The 24,731-nt window shown below is 49.5% G+C and carries 22 protein-coding genes and 1 tRNA gene; 14 read left to right on the forward strand and 9 right to left on the reverse strand.

Annotated elements, in window-relative coordinates:
• Positions 1–22: 22 nt before the first annotated feature.
• A complete protein-coding gene (locus tag F569_RS0113245) occupies positions 23–1,474 on the forward strand; it encodes a TrkH family potassium uptake protein (RefSeq protein ID WP_026942593.1) in 1,452 nt (483 codons plus the stop codon).
• On the opposite strand, the gene F569_RS0113250 is transcribed toward F569_RS0113245, so the two are convergent.
• Together F569_RS0113250 and F569_RS18130 are read right to left on the reverse strand one after the other, a co-directional pair.
• Positions 1,471–2,382 carry an Hsp33 family molecular chaperone HslO gene (locus F569_RS0113250; protein ID WP_026942594.1) on the reverse strand — a complete coding sequence of 304 codons (912 nt, stop codon included), beginning with the start codon at positions 2,380–2,382 and terminating at the stop codon, positions 1,471–1,473. The genes F569_RS0113245 and F569_RS0113250 overlap by 4 nt on opposite strands.
• A 38-nt stretch (positions 2,383–2,420) precedes the next feature.
• Positions 2,421–3,302 (reverse strand): N-formylglutamate amidohydrolase, encoded by an 882-nt coding sequence (locus F569_RS18130; protein ID WP_051279892.1) that lies wholly within the window; start codon positions 3,300–3,302, stop codon positions 2,421–2,423.
• 193 nt (positions 3,303–3,495) lie between these two features.
• Here F569_RS18130 and F569_RS0113260 point away from each other — a divergent pair, with 193 nt between their 5' ends.
• Both F569_RS0113260 and F569_RS0113265 read left to right on the forward strand, forming a co-directional pair.
• A complete protein-coding gene (locus tag F569_RS0113260) occupies positions 3,496–3,855 on the forward strand; it encodes a response regulator (RefSeq protein ID WP_026942595.1) in 360 nt (119 codons plus the stop codon).
• An 86-nt stretch (positions 3,856–3,941) separates the two neighbouring features.
• Positions 3,942–4,016 (forward strand) — tRNA-Val (locus tag F569_RS0113265).
• A 164-nt stretch (positions 4,017–4,180) separates the two neighbouring features.
• On the opposite strand, the gene F569_RS19605 is transcribed toward F569_RS0113265, so the two are convergent.
• Positions 4,181–4,360, reverse strand: coding sequence for a hypothetical protein (locus F569_RS19605; RefSeq protein ID WP_154813750.1), 180 nt, complete (start codon positions 4,358–4,360; stop codon positions 4,181–4,183).
• A 28-nt stretch (positions 4,361–4,388) separates the two neighbouring features.
• Positions 4,389–5,723 carry a TadE/TadG family type IV pilus assembly protein gene (locus tag F569_RS0113275; protein ID WP_026942596.1) on the reverse strand — a complete coding sequence of 445 codons (1,335 nt, stop codon included), beginning with the start codon at positions 5,721–5,723 and terminating at the stop codon, positions 4,389–4,391.
• Positions 5,724–5,974: 251 nt separating this feature from the next.
• Here F569_RS0113275 and F569_RS18135 point away from each other — a divergent pair, with 251 nt between their 5' ends.
• The 4 genes from F569_RS18135 to F569_RS18145 are packed head-to-tail and all read left to right on the forward strand — an operon-like array spanning position 5,975 to position 13,491.
• Positions 5,975–7,267, forward strand: a complete 1,293-nt coding sequence (locus F569_RS18135) for an efflux RND transporter periplasmic adaptor subunit (protein ID WP_051279893.1) — start codon at positions 5,975–5,977, stop codon at positions 7,265–7,267.
• Positions 7,267–10,419: an efflux RND transporter permease subunit gene (locus F569_RS18140; protein WP_051279894.1), complete on the forward strand. Its 3,153-nt coding sequence runs from the start codon at positions 7,267–7,269 to the stop codon at positions 10,417–10,419. Before F569_RS18135 ends, F569_RS18140 begins: the two co-directional genes overlap by 1 nt.
• Positions 10,420–10,479: 60 nt before the next feature.
• Complete coding sequence (locus tag F569_RS0113290; RefSeq protein WP_026942597.1) at positions 10,480–12,399, forward strand: HEAT repeat domain-containing protein; 1,920 nt, start codon at positions 10,480–10,482, stop codon at positions 12,397–12,399.
• Between the two features lie 9 nt (positions 12,400–12,408).
• Positions 12,409–13,491, forward strand: coding sequence for an Mrp/NBP35 family ATP-binding protein (locus F569_RS18145; RefSeq protein WP_051279895.1), 1,083 nt, complete (start codon positions 12,409–12,411; stop codon positions 13,489–13,491).
• On the opposite strand, the gene F569_RS0113300 is transcribed toward F569_RS18145, so the two are convergent.
• The 3 genes from F569_RS0113300 to F569_RS0113310 form a co-directional block, all read right to left on the reverse strand.
• Positions 13,492–14,373 (reverse strand): bifunctional 5,10-methylenetetrahydrofolate dehydrogenase/5,10-methenyltetrahydrofolate cyclohydrolase, encoded by an 882-nt coding sequence (locus F569_RS0113300; RefSeq protein ID WP_026942598.1) that lies wholly within the window; start codon positions 14,371–14,373, stop codon positions 13,492–13,494.
• A gap of 76 nt (positions 14,374–14,449) precedes the next feature.
• A complete protein-coding gene (locus F569_RS0113305; protein WP_026942599.1) occupies positions 14,450–15,007 on the reverse strand; it encodes a DUF1415 domain-containing protein in 558 nt (185 codons plus the stop codon).
• 5 nt (positions 15,008–15,012) lie between these two features.
• Complete coding sequence (locus F569_RS0113310) at positions 15,013–16,596, reverse strand: long-chain-fatty-acid--CoA ligase (protein ID WP_084169032.1); 1,584 nt, start codon at positions 16,594–16,596, stop codon at positions 15,013–15,015.
• A 103-nt stretch (positions 16,597–16,699) separates the two neighbouring features.
• Here F569_RS0113310 and F569_RS18150 point away from each other — a divergent pair, with 103 nt between their 5' ends.
• Positions 16,700–17,323 carry a hypothetical protein gene (locus tag F569_RS18150; RefSeq protein ID WP_051279896.1) on the forward strand — a complete coding sequence of 208 codons (624 nt, stop codon included), beginning with the start codon at positions 16,700–16,702 and terminating at the stop codon, positions 17,321–17,323.
• A gap of 75 nt (positions 17,324–17,398) precedes the next feature.
• On the forward strand, positions 17,399–18,301 hold the full coding sequence (locus tag F569_RS0113320) for a hypothetical protein (protein ID WP_026942601.1): 903 nt from the start codon (positions 17,399–17,401) through the stop codon (positions 18,299–18,301).
• Between the two features lies 1 nt (position 18,302).
• On the opposite strand, the gene F569_RS18155 is transcribed toward F569_RS0113320, so the two are convergent.
• Positions 18,303–19,139 carry a WecB/TagA/CpsF family glycosyltransferase gene (locus tag F569_RS18155; protein ID WP_034388939.1) on the reverse strand — a complete coding sequence of 279 codons (837 nt, stop codon included), beginning with the start codon at positions 19,137–19,139 and terminating at the stop codon, positions 18,303–18,305.
• Positions 19,140–19,247: 108 nt separating this feature from the next.
• Between F569_RS18155 and F569_RS0113330 the strand changes: the two genes are divergently transcribed.
• Positions 19,248–21,092, forward strand: a complete 1,845-nt coding sequence (locus tag F569_RS0113330; protein ID WP_026942602.1) for an ABCB family ABC transporter ATP-binding protein/permease — start codon at positions 19,248–19,250, stop codon at positions 21,090–21,092.
• A 35-nt stretch (positions 21,093–21,127) separates the two neighbouring features.
• Positions 21,128–21,622, forward strand: coding sequence for an arsinothricin resistance N-acetyltransferase ArsN1 family B (locus F569_RS0113335; RefSeq protein ID WP_233353673.1), 495 nt, complete (start codon positions 21,128–21,130; stop codon positions 21,620–21,622).
• Here F569_RS0113335 and F569_RS18160 read toward each other — a convergent pair.
• The gene (locus tag F569_RS18160; protein ID WP_233353674.1) at positions 21,619–22,188 is read right to left on the reverse strand and encodes a PadR family transcriptional regulator; all 570 of its coding nucleotides are present in this window, start codon (positions 22,186–22,188) and stop codon (positions 21,619–21,621) included. The genes F569_RS0113335 and F569_RS18160 overlap by 4 nt on opposite strands.
• 34 nt (positions 22,189–22,222) lie before the next feature.
• Here F569_RS18160 and F569_RS0113345 point away from each other — a divergent pair, with 34 nt between their 5' ends.
• The 3 genes from F569_RS0113345 to F569_RS0113355 all read left to right on the forward strand — a co-directional run bounded on the left by F569_RS0113345 (position 22,223) and on the right by F569_RS0113355 (position 24,729).
• On the forward strand, positions 22,223–23,104 hold the full coding sequence (locus F569_RS0113345) for an SDR family oxidoreductase (RefSeq protein ID WP_026942604.1): 882 nt from the start codon (positions 22,223–22,225) through the stop codon (positions 23,102–23,104).
• Positions 23,105–23,191: 87 nt separating this feature from the next.
• Positions 23,192–23,629: a DUF1330 domain-containing protein gene (locus tag F569_RS0113350; protein WP_026942605.1), complete on the forward strand. Its 438-nt coding sequence runs from the start codon at positions 23,192–23,194 to the stop codon at positions 23,627–23,629.
• On the forward strand, positions 23,629–24,729 hold the full coding sequence (locus F569_RS0113355; protein WP_026942606.1) for a DUF2855 family protein: 1,101 nt from the start codon (positions 23,629–23,631) through the stop codon (positions 24,727–24,729). The genes F569_RS0113350 and F569_RS0113355 overlap by 1 nt, the downstream gene beginning before the upstream one ends.
• Positions 24,730–24,731 lie beyond the last annotated feature (2 nt).

A 24,731-nucleotide genomic window follows, 5' to 3' on the forward strand; every position in this document is an offset into this window, starting at 1 on the left:
CGCGCTGTTGTAGGGCGTGGATATGCCAGATTTACGCCCGGTATTTTTTGTTGTTGGCCTCATGATCGCGGCGTTGGGCGCGGCCATGTTCGCGCCTATGATTGTCGATCTGGGATATAATGACCGTTCTTGGAGAGCCTTTGGTGTATCGGGGATTCTGACGACGCTTTTAGGCACGGCTTTAGCTCTGGCAACCTATACACCCAAACCGGATATGCGGGCCCGCGGAGCATTTCTGCTGACAGTTCTCAGTTGGGCCGCGCTCTCAGGCTTTGCTTCTATACCCTTTATGATGGAGCCGCTGACGCTAAGCGTCACGGATGCGCTCTTTGAAGCCACTTCGGGAATCACAACGACAGGCTCCACTATATTGACAGGTTTGGATGATATGCCTCGCGGAATATTACTCTGGCGAGCTATTCTGCAATGGATTGGCGGGGTGGGTATTATTGTTACCGCTATGGCGGTTTTGCCTATGCTAAAAATTGGCGGGATGCAGCTATTCCGCCTTGAAAACTCAGATATGGGCGAGAAAATCCTGCCCAAAGCCGCGACACTTGCTGCCGGTATTGGCGGCATTTATGTCGTGCTGACACTGCTATGTATTTTCGGATATATGGCAACAGGAATGGATGGTTTTGATGCTGTTTCCCATGCCATGACAACTGTTGCGACCGGCGGTTACTCCACCTCTGATGCCTCAATGGGCGGCTTTATGGATGATGGTGCTGATCTGGTTTGCATTGCCTTTATGATGGCGGGCGGTATGCCCTTTGGTGTCTATCTACTAATGGCAACACGCGGCGATTTGCGGGCGCCCTTTAGAGACAGTCAGGTCCGCGCTTTCATAGGTATCATGAGCGTCTTGATTATTATGGTGACTCTTTACCTCTGGCTGAATTCTGAAATGACCAATAGCCGCGCCTTGCGCCTTTCAGCGTTTAACGTCGTTTCCATCGTCACGGGCACAGGCTATGCTACTGCCGATTATAATAGTTGGGGGCCATTTGCGGTTTCGGCCTTTTTCGCCTTTATGTTTATTGGCGGCTGTGCGGGCTCGACAGCTTGTTCGATTAAAATCTTCCGTTACCAAGTCGCCTTTGAAGGCTTACGGGCCTATCTTTTTAAAATGCCGCGCCAACATGCGGTCTCGCCATTGCGTTATGGCGGTAAGCCCCTGCCCGAAGCGGTCTTATTCTCCGTAATGAGTTACTTCTTTTTATTCTTTATGACCTTTGCTCTTGTCGCGATCACGCTATCCGTCATGGGTCTCGACCCAATCACAGCGTGGTCAGGCGCAGGAAGTGCGGTGGCAAATGTTGGGCCAGGCCTTGGCGATATAATTGGCCCTTCCGGCACCTATCAGGCACTGCCGGGTGAAGCCAAATGGGTCTTGATGCTGGCCATGATTGTAGGGCGCCTGGAAATCGTGACAGCTCTTGTCGTGCTCACCCCGGCTTTCTGGCGGTCTTAAAGCTCGGCCATAGGAAAGCTGTAAGTCGTGTCGCAAAATTCACAATTAGCGTCGATAACGCCGTCTTCCGCCATATCTTCGAGCGCCGCTTTTTCAAATGAGCGCAACGTATTTTCAAGCCGTTCACGAGAACACTTACACTTAGCTTCGATCTCAGACGTCTCAACAACGCGTACGCCGTCCTCATGGAAGAGACGGTAAAGGAGTTCATTCTGTGTCAAATCAGGGTCCAACAACTCAGCATCACTGACGGTTTGGAATAAAGCCCGCGCCGTATCCCAAGCTTCATCCGTATCTCCGCGTAATTTATCCTCAGCAATTTTCTGAATCATAAGGCCGCCGCCGCGCCAGACAGGGTCTTTGCCGGGCTCTTGTAACTCACCGCAAACCAGGCGAATTTCAGTGGGTATTTGTTCGGATTGCTTAAAATAATGCTCGGCACACTCAGACAGGCGCGCGCCTTCAATAGCCGCCAAACCTTGATATTGATCCATATCCGGGCCTTGATCGATTGTCATTGAGAAGGTCCCGCCGCCAAGCAAAGTATCGGCACCGGGATTTCGGCTATCCAAGCTGATCTCTTTTAGCTTATCCGCGTCCCAACGGGCATAGCCCCGCACATGACCTTCTGTTGTACAATCGCTCATAAGCAAGCTGACCGCACCCTCATTCGTGCCGTGACATTGTATGACCAAGCGTCCATCAAACTTTAAGGATTGCGCGACAATAGCTGAAATTAGCATGGCTTCGCCCAAAAGACGTGCGACTAAATCTGGATATCGGGTTCCCAGCGCTTGTGTGAGTGACGCGCCCATACGCACAGCACGACCCCGCACAGGTTTGCCGTCCAGTTGGAAAACTGTAACCAGGTCATCAGAGGCAGGGTTATTGAATAATGTTTCTGTCATGGGCGGCAAATGGGGTATGCCGCATCTGTTTACAAGGGCTATTCCGCCGCCAATAAGTCAGCCATAGGTTGGCCTTCTATGATATCTGAAATCACCGTCTTTAAATTCTCCGCCAGCGCCGCATAGCTGCGCTTCTTTTTCAAAGTGACAGGGTTAAGATAAAGGTCCCGGTTAATTTCTATTTGCAACGCCTCTATGCCTGCACGAGGTTTGCCGTAATGCTGTGTTACATAACCACCTGCATAAGGATAATTACGTGTCACATTATAGCCTTGGCGGCGAAAGGCGAGTTCGACCCGCGTAATGGTCTCAGGGTAACAGGACACTCCGAAACGATCTCCCAAAATTATATCAGGGCGGCGCGACCCCATTGGGGCAAAGCCCGGCATAGAATGGCAATCAATCAGCAGGGCAGATCCAAATCTCAGCCCGGCTTGGGTAATCAAATCCTGCAGCGCGTCATGATAAGGATGATAGAGCGCCGTCAGGCGGGCTCTGGCCGCACGGTAGGAGAGCGGCTTTTTATATATCGCCAAGCTCTCTGATAGCATCGTGGGAATCACCCCTAACCCGGCTGCGGCGCGGGGCGTCGGGGTGCCCGCTTCGGGTGCCCAGTCTAAAGGCAGTTCATTAGGGGCGCGATTGACATCAACAAAACAGCGCGGGAATTGCGCCGCAAGCAAAGGGGCGCCGCATATCACAGCAGGCGCAAAAAGCTCTGCAATATAGGCATCCTCATTTCGCCGTAAGCTTTGCAGGCTTAACGAGGACCGGGCCGTGAACCCTTTGGGATAAACATTACCCGAATGGGGCGAAGCGAAAATAACGCCGCGGCGCCATTTTTTGGGCGGTATCACGCGAATGGGTGGTGTGAACGCTTTAAGACAATCAGATTCAAAAGCGGTTTCGCGGGCTAACATTTTTCGGGACTATTTTTTATTTTAGGGCCTGCATACTTAGAAATTTTTAAGACACCGAAGTTAAGAGTGGGGGAACTGGCGGGATTCCTGCATAATATAAATGTTCTGGGCGTCATATGCCTCAGACTAAGTCACTTTCGCTTAAAAGGCGAGTCAAACTGAGCGCGGATGGGCGCGAATAGGGAAACGCGATATGGCCACAATTTTATATGCCGAAGATGATGATGCCATGCGCAAATTCTTCGAAAAAGCCCTTGAAAAAGCCGGTCACCACGTCATTGCCTGCGCTGACGGCGAACGGGCTCTGCGCGCTCTGAAATTTGCGGATGGCGCATTTGATATGCTCCTCACCGATATTATGATGCCAGGCATGGACGGAATTGAACTGGCAAAACAGGCTGAAACGCTCTCTCCCGGCATTAAAATTATGTTCATCACAGGCTTTTCTGCCGTTGCTATGGGCGATAGCCAAGCTGCAGAACAAACAGTCCTGCAAAAGCCAGTTCATTTGCGCCAACTCGTTAATGAAGTTGATAAATTGATTGCTGCCTAAAGCTCGTAATTAGGGGTTGAAAACACATAAGGGCGGCGATATACGCCCCATTTCTAAAGTTCGCTTTAGGATCTATCTAATGGATAGCGCGATTAGCTCAGCGGGAGAGCACTACATTGACATTGTAGGGGTCACTGGTTCAATCCCAGTATCGCGCACCATTCTCTTTTTGTTTGCGGGTTGCCGCCCACCAACCCAACCCGCGTTTGACGGTTCCGCAGCACGCAGAAAATTCAATCCGGGGGATTGAATATAGGCGAAGAATGCCCCTGCAGGGGCCAAATATCTTCAAGACATTTCGAATACGCGATCTGACCTAAGCTCATCAGAGCCCCGGCAAGCTCGCATATCCGACTGTCAGGCTCAGCACTGCAAACATTGAAACCGCTCCCATAAATATTTTAGGGGCAAGTCTATTTTCTTCCACCATATATTTTCTTTTGAAGAGTAGCAGATACACTGTACTACCCATCACCAAATAAATAATCGCTCCAAACATTGTCATCGCCCAATCTCCCTACCAATGATACTTACTAGCTCGAAATTCGTATGGAATCTTGAGCAATTTTCTTCCCAATTTTTTCAAAGGCCACATCCAAAGCATCTGAATCTTTAGCAATTAAAAACTGATCTTCAGAACTCGCGCAACTTTTTAAGAAGTCATAAGCTGAATCTGTTGTGCTTTTCGCAATCGTCGCCGTTGACCTTAACCGAGGAGCGTCTGCGAAATAAGTCCCTGGTTCCAAAGCAAAGCCAACAGTGAAAACCTCTACACCCTCATTCTTAAGCTGATTGCAAACAGATACACTCATGCGGTTGGAATTGTTTTCTTGCCTACAATTATAAGCTACGCCTTCGCTCCAGCCATTTCCAGGGGACCTCCTAGAATTGGCGTATTCATATTTATACCCGTTATAACGCCTCCACAGCCGCGTTCTACGTCGGTCCCGCCAATCACATACCCATTCTTCATTATTGGCACCATCCGTCATGAATATGACGTATTTATTCGGATCTTTGGTCCCGTTTTCAGAGTAGTGAATATTGTTTTCAGATTTCATTAAAGTTCTGGCAAGCGTCAAAGGGCCTCTGGAATCTGTGCCGCCAGACGCTCTCATTCTGCTTACGGCTCCATTATTTACAGTGCCCCAGTCCGGGCCTGAAACCTTATTGGTTATTGTGTCCGTTGAATAAGGAATGAGAGCAGTCCTAAGGTATTTTTCCTTCGAGTTTTTTAAAGCTTTGCTCAATGATGTATTTAGATCTGTATTGAATTTTGTGACTGTTGATTGTAGTCCTGAAATACGGGTCTTCGCGTCTGTCGGACGTTTAAAGCTTGAAACGATAGGTATGTCATCCCAAGCCATGGACCCTGAATTGTCAACGACCAGAAATACACTCGTTGCGGCTTGCGCTGTTTCGTAATATTGAACAGTTGACTTTACATTTATATCAACGCTTGATTTATTAAACGCGCCCAAGAAAGTCGTCTTTATTTTACCTTTGACTTCAACTTCTGAACGACGGGCTTGATCATTATAATTTACAGAGAAATCACCCGTAACGCCGTCTAATGGCTGTCCAAAATTTGCGGCGCTGATGTCATATTTAACATCATCCATAAATCCTTCATCTGATGATCGTGGCGACTCATCATTGTCCCTCACATATATTGAAGACATAAGGCCCACAGTATCAGCAGTGGCTTGCAATTTCGCTCTGGCTTTAAAAGCTAGTGACACGTCTATAGCTGTTCCAATCGCCAGAACTAGCATTAACATCGAAACTCCAGCAATAATGCCAAAGGAGCCTTCTTGATTGTTTTTCAGCCTTTTGAGCTGAAATTTGAACTTTTCTGTATTCAACACTCTTACCACCGCACGACCTAAAAAATTAAACTAGGCTAAAGCCGTTACAGTTCCGCCAATAGATGACCTTAATAAAAGGTAAATTTCTTCCAAACTTTCACCAAAAACATGGTCTCTGGTGACGTCCTCTTCTTCGGGGTAGAAAATAAAAATCTAATATCGATATGTTTTTCAATAAATTTTTATTGATAATCAATAATTATCTGCTATAAGCGCCTTATAACCGGTGTGCCAACCGGTCGGAGGCGATAATGACTGATTCACATAACGCCCGGACTCCGTCAGGGGCCGGCGAAACCTTACCCCATTCCGCGCGTGAAAAAGCCGAGCGAAAGCGCCTCTGGATCTGGCGCGCGCTTATATTCGTACTGCCTGTCCTCGTCATTGGCGGCGCAATAGGCGGCTTTGCGGCGATGGGCGCTTTGAAACCTACGCCTGAGGAAAAAGAAGATGTGGTGAAAGCTATTCCTGTTTTGACCGCCATCGCCACTCAGGATGATGTAACGCTAAAGGTCAATGTCCAAGGTGAGGTGCAGCCGCGCACGCAGATCAATATAGTGCCGCAGATCAGCGGGCTAATCACTTATATGTCGCCCAAATTCATAGAAGGCGGCCGTTTTAAAAAAGGCGACCTTTTAGTTCGTATTGACTCCGCCGAATTTGAGCTGCGCGTGACCCAAGCCAAGGCCAGCGTCGCCCAAGCCGAAACTGTCGTCACCCGCGAGATATCAGAATCAAATATGGCACGCCGGGATTGGGAAGAATTGGGCCGCGTTGGAAATCCCACACCTCTAACTCTAAGAGAGCCGCAAATGGCAGAGGCCAAGGCCCAGCTCGCATCAGCCCAAGCCCGCCTCGCGGAGACAGAATTACAGCTAAACCGAACATCGCTCTATGCGCCTTTCACGGGACGAGTGACGATGCGCCATGTCGATCAGGGTGAATTTGTAACTGCTGGCACAAAACTTGGAGAGATCTACGCCACCAATCTTATGGATGTGCGGCTGCCTATGACAAATGCAGAGCTTCGCCGCGCGGGCCTTTCACTCGGCTTTGAAGCTAGCGGAAAAACCGCTGGTATTCCCGTAACATTATCGGCTGACGTAGCCGGAACTTTCAGCGAATGGCAAGGGCGTATTGTCCGGACTGACAGCCGCTTTGATAGCAAGACACGCGTGCTTTATGCTTATGCCGAAGTGCGTGATCCCTTTGTAAGCGGTGCCAGTAATGGCGTTCCGCTTGCGCCGGGTCTCTTCGTCAATGCGGCTGTCAAAGGGCAAAAGCTCGAAAACATGATCGTTATTCCCCGCGCAGCTCTGCGCGGCGAGGATAAAGTCTATATCGCAAAAGGTGATACGCTCTCAATTATGACCGTAAATGTCATGTCATCTAATAAAGACGAAGCGATCTTAGGCGGAGGAATAGAGATTGGTGACGCGGTTATTACCTCGCCTATTCGCGGCGTAGCTGATGGCATGAAAATCCAAGTCGTAAAGACTAGCGCAAATACGGCCACCTCGACCTCGACTGAGGGAGAGCCATAATGGAAAAGATAATTAAATGGTGGGCCAGCAACCCTGTCGCCGCTAATCTGTTGATGCTGATTTGTTTTATCGGCGGGATTGTCAGCTATGTGCAAATTGAGCGCGAGCTTGACCCTTATGTCGAGTTCCCTGGAGCTTGGACTTATATCGCTTGGCCCGGGGCCTCGCCGCAGGATGTCGAAGAACAAATTATCGTGCGCATGGAAGAGGCGCTCTCCGAAGTTCAGGGCGTGAACCGCATGTGGGCCTTTGCAGGTGAAGGCGGCGGCTCGGTCACGGTAGTTGGTAAGAACAATGTCGATGAAGCTGTTCTTATGGCTGATGTGAAGCGCGCGGTAGACTCCATCAATGCCTTCCCACCAGCCGCCGAAGAGCCGCAAATAAATGTCTTCCGAAACCGTGATGAGATTATTCGATTGGCAGTTTCAGGTAATGAGTCCGTGTCAGAACGCGAGCTGAAACGCTTTGCCGAAAAAACACGCCGCGAGATCGGTTTGCTGGGCTTTATCCCGGCGGTGGAGCTTTTTGGCGTGCGCAATGAAGAAGTATCAATCGAGGTCTCGGAGGACGCCCTTCGTCAATATGGTCTCACGCTAAATGAGGTTGCCCAAGCTGTACGCGGCACCTCGGTTAATGCCTCCTCCGGCACGGTGCGCACTCAAATCGGAAATATGCAGCTACGCACACGCAACCAGGCCGATACACAAGAGGATTTTGAAAATATCATTGTCAGCCAGAGCGCTGGCGGGGCCACCATTCGCGTCAAAGATATCGCCACCGTGATTGACGGGTTTGAACAGGTCAACCTCCTCGCCACAGTCAATGGCAAGCGCACTATTCTTGTTCAAATTCAAAGCGGCCCAAATATGGATATCATCAAGGCCTCTGAGAATGTAAAATCCTACCTTGAAAAATTAGACGGTACTCTTCCCAAAGGCATCTCCATCACCACATGGGAAGACGAAGCTGATACTTATGCTGGACGAATTTCTTCCATCACGAATAATTTCTTCACAGGTTTGATCTTGGTCTGCTTGACCTTGATGCTGTTTTTGCGGCCGAAAATTGCCTTATGGGTCTCTATCGGGATCGCAACAGCCTTTGCCGGCGGCCTGGCCCTTCTTCCGCTTTTTGGTGTATCCTTTAATATGATTTCAACATTCGCCTTTCTGTTAGTCATTGGCGTGATTGTCGATGATGCCATTATTGTCGGAGAGGCTATTCACTTTAAAACCGAAGACGGGGAACGCGGCTTGGACGCAGCGGTCAACGGCACCACAATGGTTGTTAAACCCGTCATCTTTGCGGTTCTGACGACGATGATTTTCTTTGCGCCGTGGATGTATCTCTCTGGCGGCACGAGTGAGTTCACGCGAGCGATTTCGCTTGTTGTTATCCTGGCGCTGTTCTTCTCGCTCGTGGAATCGCTTCTAATATTGCCAGCGCATCTCGCCAATCTAAAGCCCGTCGATCCCAAGAGCCGTATCATGCGTTTTCAGGCGAAAATTTCAGGGAGCCTGATGTGGGTGGCTGAAAATATTTATCGTCCTTTGATAACCAGAGCCTTGCGCCGCCGCTACCTTACTGCGTCGCTCTTTATGGCGCTGATGATTATGACGGTCGGTGTTGTGGCAAATGGGCTTGTGAAATCATCATTCTTCCCCGAGTCTGAATCCGATCAAATTGAGATCTCTGTCGAGCTCCCAGAAGGCACGCCCTATAGCCGTGCCCTAGAAGTTCTCTCGCAATTACAGCATGCCGAGGAAGAGCTTCAGAAAGAGATTAAAGCCAAAGATGGTGACTTGATCGAAAATTGGTACACGCGCTCACGCGATGACAATATTCTTGCCTTGGTCAAATTGGTGCCGCCGGAGACTCGCTCGCTCACAGCTAAAGAAACAGCAGAACGCTTGCGTGAGCTTATCGGCGACGTGCCTGACGCGGAAAAAATTACCGTCAATTACAAGGATAATAATGACGGGCCGCCCATTGAATATGTGCTCAACGCCAAATCCTTTGAGGACCTCCAAGCGGCGGCAGATGACTTAATGGGGCAACTGCGCAGTTATGAAGGTGTGTTTAATGTCGTCAATGATATGGAAAGCGCATCGGAAGAAGTCCAGTTCGATCTTAAACCCGGCGCGCAAGCCCTTGGGGTGACGACAGCTGAAGTCGCGCGGCAGGTGCGCCAAGGATTCTTTGGCGAAGAAGTTCAGCGGCTGCCCCGCGACGGCGAAGATGTTCGCGTCTATGTGCGTTACCCACGCGCAGACAGAGAGTCGCTTGACTTCTTAAAGTCCATCCGCATTCGAACGGCTGATGGGCGGGAGCTTCCCCTTGGTGCTGTGGCTGACTTACGCTTTGAAAAGGGCACAAACCGTATTTTGCGCCGCGAACGTCAACGCGCTATTATCGTCTCTGCCGAAGTTGTGACGGACCGTATTGATGAAATTCGCAAAGAACTAAATGATGGTTTCTTTGATGAATTTGATACGCGGCACCCTAATGTAACGCGCGGGAATATTGGACGGGCCCAAGGCGAAGCCGAATTCCAGCAAGAGCTGATGACGTTTTTCCTCATTGCGATTGGGACGGCTTATTTCCTCGTCGCAGTATCTTTCAAATCTTACTTTGAACCTATCTTGATTTTGCTCGCCGCCATTCCTTTTTGTTATTGCGGAATGATCATTGGTCATATGACAATGGGCGCAACAATGTCGCTACTCTCAATTCTAGGTATGTTTGCGGCAGCAGGCGTGGCGGTAAATGACAATCTAGTCTTGTTAGATTACGTGCATCGCCTCCGCGCGCAAGGCATGGATGGGGCGCAAGCTTTGGTCGAGGCCGGCACACGGCGGTTTCGCCCAATCTTACTCACCTCGCTCACGACCTTTATCGGCTTGATGCCCCTCTTGATGGAAAAGTCATTGCAAGCTCAGTGGCTCATTCCCATCGGGATCAGCCTCGCTTTTGGCGTGCTCTTTGCGCTGTTCGTCACGCTGTTCTTTGTCCCGGCCCTTTACGGCATTGGCGCAGATATCGGGCGGGGCATGAAATACCTTATCAAGGGTCAGCCTCAGCCTAAATTCAGCGCCTCTATATCCCCTGAAGCTCTGGGAGAGTGGGACAGAACGGCACTTCCTGCTGAATAAGAACTCGCCTCACAGAGCTAACCGCTTGAACCGCTGCGCATAAGTCTTTATGCGCGGCTTATGCGGTTTACGGGGATCATATCAGCAGTTGTTTTGAGCACAGCTTTAGGAAGCTTAGCGCAGGCCAAACCGGCTCTCACTTCTGCTGAAATTCGGGTTTGCAAAACGCTTTCCCAATGTGTTGACATTGTCGAGCGCCACGCCCCTGACAGTTTTGATTACCGCGTTCTAAACAGTGAATTTCAACGCTTCGGTCGCAAGGGCAAAGCCGCGCTTATTGATATGCTCGCCAGCGATGACGAGACGGATATGCGCCGTGCCCAAGCGGTGCTCGCTAAAGGCCAGACGCTCCTTACGCCTGATGAACAGCGCAAAGTCGCCGCCCTCTGGCCACGCGGAGATCTGGACACTCACGCCAAGATAATGAAGAGCGCCCTCTCCCCGCTTATGCGCGCGCGAATGATTGAGACGCTCTCTGATGACAACCCAAAAGTCCGCGAAGTCTCGCGCGATATTATTGCGGCGACTGTTGCGCGGAAGATGGACTTCCCGCTGAGGCCTGATGATTACGGGAAACTCGCGCGGGCGATTTTAGACGACCCTACACCAGCGCTTGTTGAGCTGATGGCAAATTTTGAACCGGCTAAAACGGCACCGGTATTTACGCGCCTTTTGCGTTCCGAAGATGGCCCAACCCTTTTTGCCGCATATCAAAAGCTCTTTGAGCAAGATCCTGAGACAGCCTTCAAGGCTTTAGTCGCTACGCTTTACGGATTGAAAGACGATCAGACAAAAGCCGCCTTTGCACTCTCTCATGTTTTGCGCGAGCGGCATAAAAGACGCGAAGATGGTTTCTACCTTAAATTCGCCAAAGATTTAGCAGAAGATTCAGAGATGAGCCTGATGGGCCGTCTGGCAGGATTTGATGCCATAATGCAAAGCGCAGAGGCTCCGCTGCTGTCTGAGCCGAGCCAATATTACAATGTCATGCAGCTCGCGCTACGAAGCTATCCCATTTTGCCTAAGGGTTATTTACGCAATATGCCCCAACAAGCAGGTGAAACCCCAGACCTTTGGCTAAGTGCATATTGGAATTATTTCCGCCGCAAAACGGGGGATCAAAAACTGGGTTTCGTGCGTCTCTTAGGCAAGTTTGAAAATAACGCCGCGACTAATATCCTTATTGAGGCCCTAAGCGACCCAGGGGATTGGCGCATTCTTCAAGCCGCCGCTCTGCCTTTGGGCCGCAATAAAACAGAGCGCGCCAAACCCGCATTAAACGCCTTAAAAGATCATCCAATAATGGCCGTTCAGGTTGCGACTCTGACCGCCTTAGACGGCATAGAAACTGGCTCTTTAAAAGGGCGCATGAAATATTGGAAAGCCTCTTTAAGTGCGGCTTCAGCCTATTGTTCAGCCGCAGCAAAAGACTTTAAGGATGATGCCAAAGCCCTTCCCTTTTTCGACCTTGTCGATTTGGGCTTTAAGGCCAGCGGAGATAAGCGCCGCTTTATCAGCACAATATCGCCCACAAAAAACGGATATCTTGTGGGCTTTGATGCAGGACGTAATGGCGGCGACTTACGCTATTATGACAATGCGTCGGGGGACAGCCTTCCGCTCAAACCTTTAATGTCAGGGCCGCTTGAAAACATCACAGCCATCATCCCCGTCACCCCGCCCCCGCTCGGTCAATATGCCAAAGCCTTTTGGGTGATAGCGCAAGATAACGGCCAAACGGATCAAGCCAAATTATTCCGTCTTAGCGGGCCCGAAGGAGCTTTTAAGCTCGCCTATCAAGCTGAACTTCCCCACCGCGTCACAGTATTGGCTCCACAGAAAAATGGTGATGTATTTATGAGTTTTTATAAGCCCAAAACGAAACGACAAGACGTCAATCCCCCACTCCTTCTCTCCCCCACTGGTGCTATTCGCCGCGCCTGTTCGAGCCCTGCTGACACGACTGAAGCTTTGCCGTAAGAGCGCCTTATGGCTTATTCAGAATCCGCTGCGCTTAAAGCGCTTTCCGAAATTCGTGACCCCCGCACAGGACGGGACATTGTCGCCTCGGGCATGCTTGCTGATTTGATTTTCAAAGACGGTCAACTACGCGCCGTACTCTCTATTGATCCTGCTTTGGCAAACGGCTTTGAGCCTGTTCGGAAATCGGCTGAAGATACGCTTGCCGCCTTGGAGGATGTGGAGACGGCTTCTGTCATTCTGACTGCGCATAAAGCTGCGCCCCAATTGGGTAAATCAGCGGCTCCAAAAAAGCGGGTCGTTCCCCACCAAGCCCGCCGTCCTGACGGCTATCAAGGCGACAGCCAGATTGAAACCGTCTTAGCTGTCAGCTCTGCCAAAGGCGGTGTCGGCAAATCGACAATGGCCGTCAACTTAGCTGTGGCTTTGGCCAAACTTGGAAAATCCGTCGGGCTGCTCGATGCAGACATTCACGGGCCCAGCGCGCCTATTCTCTTGGGCTTAAAAAACGTCATGGCCAAGACCGAAGAGTATGAAGGTCGCCGCCTAATCAAGCCCTTCACGGCTCACGGCATCAAAGCCATGTCGATTGGATTCCTCACTGAAGATAACGGACCGATTATCTGGCGCGGGCCGATGGTTCAGGGCGCGATTTCTAAAATGCTCTGGGATGTGAATTGGGGCAAACTCGACTACCTCATCATCGACATGCCGCCCGGAACAGGAGACGCGCAATTAGGCCTCGCCCAAGACATAAAACCCCAAGGCGCCATCATCGTCTCAACTCCGCAAGACCTCGCACTCGCTGATGCCCGTAAAGGCGTAAAGATGTTCGAAAAAGTTGATATCCCGATACTCGGCCTCATTGAGAACATGGCCGTTTTCATCTGCCCCGATTGCGGCAGTGCCCATCACATATTTGGTAAAGACGGCGCAAGGGCCGAAGCCGAAAACATGAAAGTCCCTTATCTCGGTGCAGCCCCGCTCGATATGGTGATAAGAGAAAGCGGTGATGCAGGTATTCCTGCGGCGGCAGATGACGGCAAAATCGCGGATATATTTGCGGAAATGGCCCAGGCCATTATCGCATAACTAATCCAACCATCCCGCCGCGATTTGTTTTTCGAAAGCGGTAATCGCATTTTGCATGAGGATTGCGACGGTTACAGGGCCGACGCCGCCTGGGACAGGCGTGACCCAACTGGCGACCTCTTTCACGGCATCTGTATCCACGTCTCCGACAATTTCGGTCCGGCCGTCTTTATGCGTGATTTGATTGATGCCGATATCAATCACGGCGGCGCCTGGCTTGACCATATCTGCGCCAATCAGGTGCGCCTTGCCAACTGCTACAACAACTACATCCGCGCGGCGCGAATGAGCGGCCACAGAGCGGGTCATGTGATGACAGACTGTTACCGTCGCCCCTTCGGCCATCAACATAAAGGCAGCGGGTTTTCCGACAATGGCGGAATGCCCGATGATAACAACTTCAAGCCCCTTTAGCGTGAGCCCCGTCTCTTTAATCAGTTCGACTGAAGCCGCCGCTGTACAGGGCGCAAGCGTCAAATCATCATAAACAATATTTCCGATAGAGGCTGGATTCATACCTTCAACATCTTTGAGCGGGTGAATAGCCGATTGCAGTGAGCGCACATTGATATGATCCGGCACGGGGCGTTGTAGAATAATCCCCAGAACATCGGGGTCATCATTCATGGCTGTAATCTTCGCCTTACAGGTCTCTTGGCTCAGGTCAGCGGGCCAGAACTGCGCGTCAAAGGGAATGCCCACGCGCTGCGCTGCGCGCTCTTGGCCGCGAATATAAATTGCGACATCATCCTCACCGCCAATGGAGATCGAGACCAGCCGGCCCATAGGCCGTTTTTCTGCTATCGCTTTAACCCGCGATTTCACATCTTTTAAAATACGCTTTCGAGCCTGTTGGCCTTTTAATAAACGGGGGTCAGACATAGATAGCTCCGCGCTGTTAATTAATTGGCTCCGCTATAAAGCGATAATGCCAAATGGCCATCATTAGAATTTGTTTTTAAGTGGAGAGTTTATTTTGGCAGGATTCAAGCATAGCCCTCAAAGTGTCCGCGCCTAATGTTTCAGTCAGCGCGATATTACGCTGCGGGATTGTTTCAGGGTTCGAGTAAGTTTTAAGCACAGCTTCAACACTGGCTTCGCGCAATATGTGGAGCATAGGGTAAGGCGACCTATTCGTATAATTCTGCGCATCATCCTCCCCTGTACCTTCAAAGCGGTAAGAGGGATGAAAACTGGCTAGCTGATAAATGCCTTCATAGCCTTGAGCCTGTATCATGCCGTTCGCCATATCCAGCAGGTCTAAATAATCATCAAAGTCGTCAAGCAATCGCGGGAAAATAAGCAGGGTTGTTTCAATAGCGGCGCTGGCGCCCAGCTTGGCGCATTCAAGCGCGAGGCGTTCCAATTGAAGCCCAACCTCTGCCGCCTCAATGACTTCATAATGAATGCGGCCCAAGTCAAATTCCCGCTTGGCAAAAGGGCAAAAATTGTGAGCTATCACGACCGAGGACAGCCATCTTTTTGTATGCCCAATAATGGCCGCTTCATTCGGCATTATACTCACCCCACGCGGCGTTTTGTGCCTTCCCAATAAGGTTCGCGGAGCTGACGGCGCAGAACTTTGCCTGAGGCATTACGCGGGAGCACCTCAGCAACATCGACCGATTTTGGGCACTTATATCCTGCGATACGGCTCTTGGCATAAGCGATAATATCTTCTGCCGCGGGACTGCATCCCGCTTTGCAAACTATAATCGCTTTGACCGCTTCTCCCCATTTCTCATCCGGCACGCCAATGACGGCGACATCCGCAATATCAGGATGGCCAAATAGCGCGTTTTCGACTTCGGCAGGATAGACATTCTCGCCGCCCGAGACGATCATATCTTTCACGCGGTCATGGATATAGAGGAATCCCTCCTCGTCAAAATAGCCCGCATCACCTGAGCGGAACCACCCGTCCTCTATGGCTTCGGCTGTCGCCTCTGGGCGGTTCCAATACCCCTTCATGACAAAGCCCGATTTAATGAGGATTTCACCGACTTCGCCTTGGGGAACTTCATTCCCGTCTTCATCGACACATTTAATTTGCGTCCCTGGATAAGGCACCCCGCAAGAGCGAAGCTTGCCCCGCGCAGGATCATGCGCTTCGGGGAGCATATAAGTCGCCCCGCCTGTCGTTTCGGTCAGGCCGTAAACCTGGGTAAATTGGCAGCCAAAAATATCCGCCGCCTCAAGGAGAAGGCTTTCCGCAATCGGAGATGCGCCGTATGACATAATTTTATAAGAGGAGAAATCGCGTTCCCGCACGCCCGGCGTTTGAGTCAGCATAAGAATAACAGCTGGCACCAAAAAGCCGTGGCGAATTTTTTGCTGCTCTATCAAATCCAGAATATGGATGGGATGAATTTCGCGCAGGATAACCGCCTTGGCCCCTTGAATGAGAGACAGCAAACCAATATTCACTCCCGCAATATGGAAGAGCGGCATGGCATCGAGAACAGGATCACCCACGTCGTAATGCGCCCAGATCAACTCAGCGGCTTGTTCGAAAAAACTCAGGAAATTATTATTTGTAAGCTGCACACCTTTAGGCAACCCCGTCGTGCCGGAGGTATAAAGTTGCAACACATCATCTTCGCCGTCATGGGAAAGCTTGGGGTCGGCAACGTCTTGACCATCGCGCCACGGCGTGAAATCCGTCCAATCGCTATGATCGCCATCAATCGCAATGACGGTTTTGAGGGTTGGGCACTCCGCCAAAATGCTCTCAATTATCTCATAATATTCGCGGGCGACAAAAAGCACGACAGCTTGGCTATCACTCAGAACAAATTGCAATTCAGGCGCCGCAAGACGGTTATTCATCGCCGCCAAAGCCGCCCGCGCTTTATTCGCGCCAAATAATATCTCGTAATAAACATCCATGTTTTTACCGAGATAGGCTACGCGGTCTTCGGGCTTCACGCCCAGCGCGATAAGGCCATTGGCAATTTGATTAGAGCGGCTATCGAGCTGCACGAATGTCGTTTCCTGCCCCTCAAACCACATCGCCGTCGCACTGCCGTAAAGCGCCGCTTGATGGCGCGGAATATCTGCCAGAAACGGCATGGCCTTTGTATCGATCACAATAAGTCTCCCCATATTTTTACAGAAGGTTACATTGCCAAACTGGAGATTGGCAAGGGTTACGACGCAGACATCACGCCGCATTGTTTTGCTATAAGCAGGATGGAACATTGCTATCATGAAAGCGAAGCCATTACATCGCGCAACAGCCCTTATACTGGGCCTATTTATTCTTACGCATTTGGCCGTTCATCTCTTTGCGCTTGGCGGCATAGAGGCGCACTTGAAAGCCCTTGATGCTGTCCAATGGATTTACCGCAACCCTCTCGGCGAGACCCTGTTAGTCATCGCTATTCTCACCCAGATAGTTACAGGGCTCAAACGCCTTAAAGCCAAACGGAAAAATAAAACGTTCTGGGCCAAAGCACAGGTTTTGAGCGGGCTTTATCTGATGGGTTTTCTGATTATTCATACGGGCGCCGCCATATTCACCCATAGCGTTTTTGGCCTTGAGACAGATTTTTATTGGGCGGCGGGGAGCATGAATATCAGCCCCATAAAGTTTTTCTTTTGGCCCTATTATTTCTTTGCGGTTCTTTCGTTTTTTGTACACTTCGCCTGCGCCTTACATTTTGGATGGCCTGGAAAGTTTGGAAGGGTAAAAAAGACATTGCCATGGCTCGGCGGCCTTATCGCCCTCACCATCATCCTTACTTTCACAGGCGCGTTTTATGACGTGCCTGTTACCGAAGATGTGCTGAACTATTACCGTAAGAATTTTGGAATATTGGGTGTTGAGTGATGATGAACGCAGATTAACCCCTTGCGATACCAAGCTCTAATAGGCAGGCTATAATCTGGTTAATTGGAACAGAAAATGAATAAAATTATAACGACAGTAGTTTCGAGTCTTTTTCTTTTCGGGTGCGCGAATGCAGAAGACAGTTATGATGAAGCTGTACCGATACCCTTAGTTATAAAATCTAATAGCACAGCCAAAATAGAGTATTCCCATACTAAAACCAAGGACGGTAAAACTAATACGGGGAATATCTCTGGTATATTTAAAGTAATTGAAAAAACTGAAGACGGTTTTCAAGGAAGCTGGACAACGCAATCAGTCAAAGTCTCAGGAATGACAATAACTAAGAAAAGCCCTCAGGCCGCAAGCATGTTAATTGGCATTCCGTTCTCCTTCATAGGCATTTCTGATGGGCAGCCTCTCAGAATAGATGATAAAGAAAACCTATTGTCAAAACTATCTGACTCTCCTGTTTTCGAAAATACCGACCCTGAAGTTTTAGCTAGCGTTATAGCAATATTTGAAGGAATGGATGAGGAGACTTTAGCACATGTAATGATCAAGATTCCGTCCTATATGTCTGTTTGTCAAAACAGTGAATTCCACATAGGCGAGCCTTTAGAGCAACAAGTGGAGGCTCCGAGCCCTTTCGGTGAAGGCGTTCTAATTTCGGATATTTCATATGAACTAAAGTCTATAGATCGCAAAAAGAATATAGGGATAATTGAATATAAATCAGGTTTTAACTCAGAAAGTTTGAAAAATTTGACTCTTGAGCTCTTCAAAAAAATTGTCCCAGATAAAACTCCTTCATCTGAAGAAATGGAAGCATTAGAAATTGACCGTCAAGATTACGCCAAATGCTCTGTAAACCTCTCTACTGGATGGGTTCAAGATATGACCTATCACACAATCGTTAAAGGCGACGGGGAAACGCAGGAAGAGTTTTTTGATATCTCAGTTGAGTGGTTGGATTAGCCTAAGCCTTCTTCTTCTGCATAGACCATCTCACCCACAGCCAGAAAATCTTTGGCCCTTCAATGAGGTAACGTTTCCACAGGCGTTTAGGTTCAGAGGCCAAACGGAATAACCATTCTAGGCGATATCTTTGCATCCACTTTGGGGCGCGTTTAATGCGGCCCGCGAGAAATTCCAGTGACGCCCCAACACAGAGGCCAAGACCGATACAATCGCCGCGCTCCAGCGCCGCTTTGGCGACCATTTCCTGTTGCGGGGACCCCACACAGATAAAGGTGTAGCGCGCGGGGTTATTCGCAATGAACTCTGCTGCGGCAGCGACCGCTTCAGGTTTATTGCGCAGACCAAATGGCGGCTCATGATGATTAATTGTCGTCAGGCCGTAAATCTCTTTCAACTTGGAAATGATCTCTTCATCTGCGCCAATCACATTGATAGGCTCGTCGCGCGTTATGACATTGTCAAAGAGCTGTCCTGTAAGGTCAGAGCCCGGTACAGCAGATAGCGGAATGCCCGAAACTTTGGCCAGTAATTCCAAAATGCGTGAGTCGCAAACCGACAGCCATGACGCCTCATAAAGCGGGCCGTAAACTTCAGGCTCATTATGCAAACGCACCAAGTGATCGACATTTGGCGTCACAATATAGCGAAAGCCATGATTAGGCGTGACCCATTTCGCCCGCGCCAAAGTCTGCATAGGCGTTAGCGGATCAAAAGTTGCGCCGATAAATTCATAAGAGCGTTGGTTCACACGCCAATCTTTTTGCTCGTGGCGCGGCTGGCTACGACGATCAACACCACGTGGTTGCGGCGGTATTGTTTTTTTAACAGCAGACATGTTGTCCTCAACTCTTTTCATTTCCCACACAATAAGTCGTTATCAGAAAGGCGTTTAGATTGGGTTACGAGGCTTGTAATTATCTCTTAACTGTCCCACATCGCTTTAATGCCGCCGGAAACGCCAGAACAGGAAAAAGCAGAGCAAAGTCTTAACGAGCAGTCGCTTCGCTATCAGCTTAAAAGTTTTTGGAGGCTCTGGCCTTATCTTTGGCCAAAAGACAAGCCCACCTATAAATTACGCACCCATCTGGCGATGATATTTACAATTGCTGGACAGTTTATTGTTGTTCTCGCGCCTTTCTTTTTGGGCCGCGCCATTGACGCCATGAATATACAAGTTGAGGAATTAGGGCTTGGGAATGCCATCGGCATGGGAATTATTTTGCTCATCCTCGCCTATGGCGGATTTAGACTCGCCTCGGTTATGCTTTCGGAAGGCCGGGAATATGTCTTCGCCCCCGTTGCGCAATATGCCAAGCGCGCGGTGGCGACCTCAACCTTTGCCCATTTGCATAAATTATCTTTGCGCTATCATCTTGAGAAACGCACGGGCGGTCTGTCCCGCATCATTGAACGCGGCATTCGTTCCATTGATTTTCTGTTCCGGTTTCTGCTCTTTAATATCGGCCCGACCTTATTACAGCTCGCCATCGCCGGAGCGGCGTTCTGGATTGCCTATAGCTGGGAATTTGCGCTTATCGCTGTGGCCGTCGTCATCACTTATATCTGGTTTACCGTGACGACAACAGAATGGCGACTGAAATTCCGCCGCGATATGAATAAGAAAGATACAGAGGCAAATGCCAAAGCCATTGATAGCCTTTTAAATTACGAGACGGTCAAATATTTCAACGCGGAAAAGTTTGAAACAGGGCGTTATGATAGCGCTATGGAAGGCTATCAAAAGGCCGCCATCCTCTCGCGCACCTCGCTCGCCACGGTTAATATCGGGCAGAGCTTTCTGATGAATTTGGGCCTTGTCGCACTCGTCCTTTTGTCGGCGCAGCGCGTGCTGGACGGGAGCATGACAACAGGGGACATCTTCGCCATCACAATGGTCATGATGCAGGTTTATCGTCCGCTCAACATTCTCGGCTTTGCTTACCGCGAGATTAAACAGGCCCTGACAGATATGGAAAAAATGTTCGCGCTATTGGACATTAAACCTGAAGTTCAAGACGCATCAAACGCGCAAGATATTCACGACGTTAAAGGCGCAATCACGTTTAAGAATGTCGCCTTTCGTTATGACCCAGACAGGCCCATCTTGAGGGATATGTCCTTTGATATAAAACCGGGGCAGACAGTGGCCGTTGTCGGCCCGACAGGCGCAGGGAAATCGACGCTCTCTCGCATCTTGTTTCGATTTTACGATATTGAGAGCGGAGCCGTGACCGTCGACGGGCAAAGTATTGCCGATATAACCCAAGACAGCCTTCGTAAATCCATCGGTATTGTGCCCCAAGATACTGTGCTGTTTAATGATACTGTTGGCTATAATATTGCTTATGCGCGGCCCGATGCCACGCAAGATGAAATCGAAGCTGCAGCCAAAGCGGCGCAGATCCATGACTTCGTCGCGGGACTGCCCAAAGGTTACGACACGATGGTGGGCGAGCGAGGGCTTAAGCTCTCGGGCGGAGAGAAACAGCGCGTGGCTATAGCGCGAACTCTTTTGAAAAATCCCGCTATTCTTATCTTGGACGAAGCCACTTCTGCACTCGACAGCGTCACGGAACGCGATATTCAAGCGGCACTTGATAATGCCGCCAAGAACCGCACCACCCTTGTCATTGCTCACCGCCTGTCAACCATAACAGGCGCAGATAAAATCATCGTAATGGAAGATGGCGAAATCGCAGAGCAAGGCACGCATAGCGAGCTGCTCAAGAAAGGCGGGCTCTATGAGACGCTTTGGGAACAGCAAGAAAAGAGTCCTGAACATGCCTAAGTCGATATTAGAGCCTCACAAAACCAGAGTATAGTATGATAATTAGAGCCGCCGAACTTTCAGACGCAGATGACATCGCAACAATATATAATCATTATATTTTGGAGACGATTGTCACCTTTGAAGAAAGTCCTGTGACGGCCAAAGATATTGCGCAGCGTATATCTGATTTAAAAGACCAAAATATTCCTTGGTTTGTAGCCGAAGATTCCGCACAAAATATCATGGGATATGCTTATGCGAGTAAATGGAAAGGGCGGTGTGCCTATCGTTATTCTGTGGAAGTCACAGTATATTTATCACCCACACATATTGGCAAAGGACTCGGGAGTAAGCTCTATGAAGTATTATTTGAGAGACTCAAGTCACTTAACTATCATGTCGTGATTGGCGGAATAACGCTTCCGAATGCCGCAAGCATTAAACTTCATGAAAAGTTTGGACTAAAAAAGTCCGGTCATTTCAAAGAAGTCGGATTTAAGTTCGGAAAATGGATCGACGTCGGATACTGGCAAGGTTTTTTAAATTAAAGCTCGCCAATCTTGCGCATGGCTTCAGCTAATCGTTCAATCGTTTGAACCTCTTGATCAATGCCCATTTCCAGCGCAATTAACTTACCCTTTTGCGTCAAATCCAAAGTCTTGCCATCATAATAGCGTTCCTTGATACGGTAATATTTCGACAGCTTTGTCTGGTGTTGTTCCATGCGTATGGTGAGTTGATCTTTCAGCGCATCTAAATCCATATTCTCCAGCGCATAGAATTTAACGAGCATGTCATCTTTGAGGGACGGTTGCCGCGCAGGTTTTTTAGACCACGCCCGCAGCGCTTTTTTACCCTCAGGCGTAAGCGTATGAATGATGCGATTGGGCTTGCCCTCTTGGCTCACCTCTTCACTAATCACATACCCCTTTTCCCGAAGGCGCCCGAGCTCACGATAAATTTGCTGATGCGAGGCGCGCCAGAAAAATCCGATAGAAGCATCGAAATTTTTCGCCAAGTCGTATCCACTCATGGGACGTTCGGTAAGGCAGACCAATATAGCTTCGGCTAGCGCCATTGTGAGTTTCCCTTGTAGATATGCAATTTGTTGCATAAGGTTATTTAAATCATAGGAAATAGGAAAATTCATGTCACTTCAAGGTAAAACCATCTTCATGTCTGGCGGGTCTCGCGGAATTGGCCTCGCCATCGCAAAGAGATGCGCCGAAGACGGAGCCAATGTTGCTATCGCCGCCAAAACAGCTAAGCCGCACCCAAAGCTAGAAGGCACAATTTACACCGCCGCCAAAGAGATCGAGGCTGCGGGCGGCCAAGCGCTCCCCCTCATTTGCGATATTCGTGATGAAGCGGCTGTTGATGCAGCCGTCGCTGCCTGTGTTGAGAAATTTGGCGGAATTGATATTTGTATCAATAATGCCAGCGCCGTGTCACCGACGCCTGTGACTAATACACCGATGAAGCGTTATGATCTGATGAATGAGGTCAATGCACGCGGTACATTCATGCTGAGCCAAAAATGTCATCCCTATCTTAAAAAAGGCGCGAACCCACATATTGTCAATATCGCCCCGCCTCTGGATATGTCGGCGCGTTGGTTTAAAAATCACACGGCCTATACTATGGCGAAATATGGCATGAGCATGTGCACACTCGGCATGGCCGAAGAGTTTCGCAAAGATGGTATAGCCGTTAATTCGCTTTGGCCTATGACCTCAATTGATACAGCGGCAGTGCGAAATGTACTAGGCGGGGACAGCATGGCGAAGATGAGCCGCACGCCCGCTATCATGGCCGATGCGGCTTATGTGCTGCTCAATCAAGACGCCAAAGACTATACAGGCCAATTTGCTATTGATGAATTTATATTAGCCTCTTCTGGCACAACAGATTTTAAGCAATATAATCAGCCCGGATATGATGGCCCCCTCGCCGCTGACTTCTTTATTCCGAGTGAATGGGTCGCAAGGTCGGCCTCTGATGTTATGGAACATCCCAGCTATAACGCATAACGACCGCATTTGGTTCGGGAAACCAAATGCAATGAGGCGCCGAAACCGCTAGCGGTTTCGGTCACCGATTTAGAAAGAATATTATATATGCCAACTCTCAACGCGCTCGACCCGACCCCGCAGCAGCTAAAAGATTTCCTCGTACATAAAGGCGCGGAAGAACCAGTCTTTATGCTCAACCTTTTAAAGTTTAAGGACCGGGCGACCTATAATGACGGGGAGGATATTTCGGGCCGCGAAGCTTATAGCCGTTATGCCTCTGCCTTTGCCAAGCTTGTAAAAGAGAGCGGCATAGATGGCGGGGCCATCTTTGGCGGAAATTTAAACGCCTGGATGATTGGCAAAGGTGACGGTGCCAATAATGAAAATGGGGAATGGGATTCGGTCGCGATATTTAAATATCCCAATGCCGCTATCATGATTGAAACTGTTAGCTCAGACGCTTACCGAAAAATACATAAGCACCGCCGCGCGGGGCTTGAGGGACAATTACTAATTAGTTGTGATGATGGAGGTGTCTTTTAATGACCCAAACACTGCTCGTAAATAAATCCGATTTTGCCGATGTCGCCCTTGTGAGCGCGAAAGAAGCCTCTCTGGCAGATGGGTTTATCCGCGTCGCCGTTGGCCCTTGGGCGCTGACCTCCAATAATATCACCTATATGGCTGTGGGCGAGCAAATCGGATATTGGAAATTTTTTGACCCCAAAGCTTATGGCATTGAGATGGACGACTCTAAGGTTTCAGAATGGGGCAGAATGCCCGTCTGGGGTTACGCCAAAGTCACAGAGTCAAATTGCGAAGACATCGCCGCAGGAACACTGATTTACGGCTTTCTACCCATTACCCAAAACTTTGATATGAAACCCGTAAAATTGACGCCTATTGGATTTCAGGACGGCAATGATCACCGCACCGAATTACACCCTGTTTATAATGGTTACACCTTTGTAGATAAAGATCCGAGCTTTGCAGCACATAGAGATTTGCAGCCTGTCTTGCGCCCTCTCTTTACCACAAGCTTTCTGATTGATGATTTTCTTGCTGATGAAAACTTTTTCGGCGCAGAGCAGGTCCTGCTCCTCTCGGCATCCTCCAAAACGGCGATGGGCACGGCCTATTGCCTCAAGCAGCGCGGCGGCGTGAAAGTTATTGGGCTGACGTCAGAAGGCAATAAAGCCTTCACTGAAGGCACCGGATTTTATGATGAGGTTTATACCTATGACACCATCACAGATATGAACCCTGACGTAAAAACTACCGTTGTCGATATGGCGGGGAACGGCAAAGTCATGGCCAATGTTTATGACCATTTTGAAGAAAATATTGTCTATAATTGCATGGTTGGGAAGTCCCATTGGAACGGCGCACCTCCGAGGCCCCCAAAACTCGGCGCTCCGCCCGCAATGTTCTTTGCTCCTGACCGTGTTAAGATTCGTATGAAAGATTGGGGCGGCGAAGGCTTTGCTAAAAATTTGGCGGCTCTCTGGCTTCCCTTTTGCGAGACCGCCAAAGATTGGCTGGACATCACAGAAAGCCATGAGGTTACAGAGCTTCTGAAAACCTATAAGGATTTCCTCAATGGCCATGCCAGCCCCGCCAAGGGCTATCTGTTTAAGATTTAGGA

Origin of the sequence: Hellea balneolensis DSM 19091, assembly GCF_000428525.1 — a bacterium.
In the GTDB taxonomy this organism is placed as follows: Bacteria; Pseudomonadota; Alphaproteobacteria; order Caulobacterales; family Maricaulaceae; genus Hellea; species Hellea balneolensis.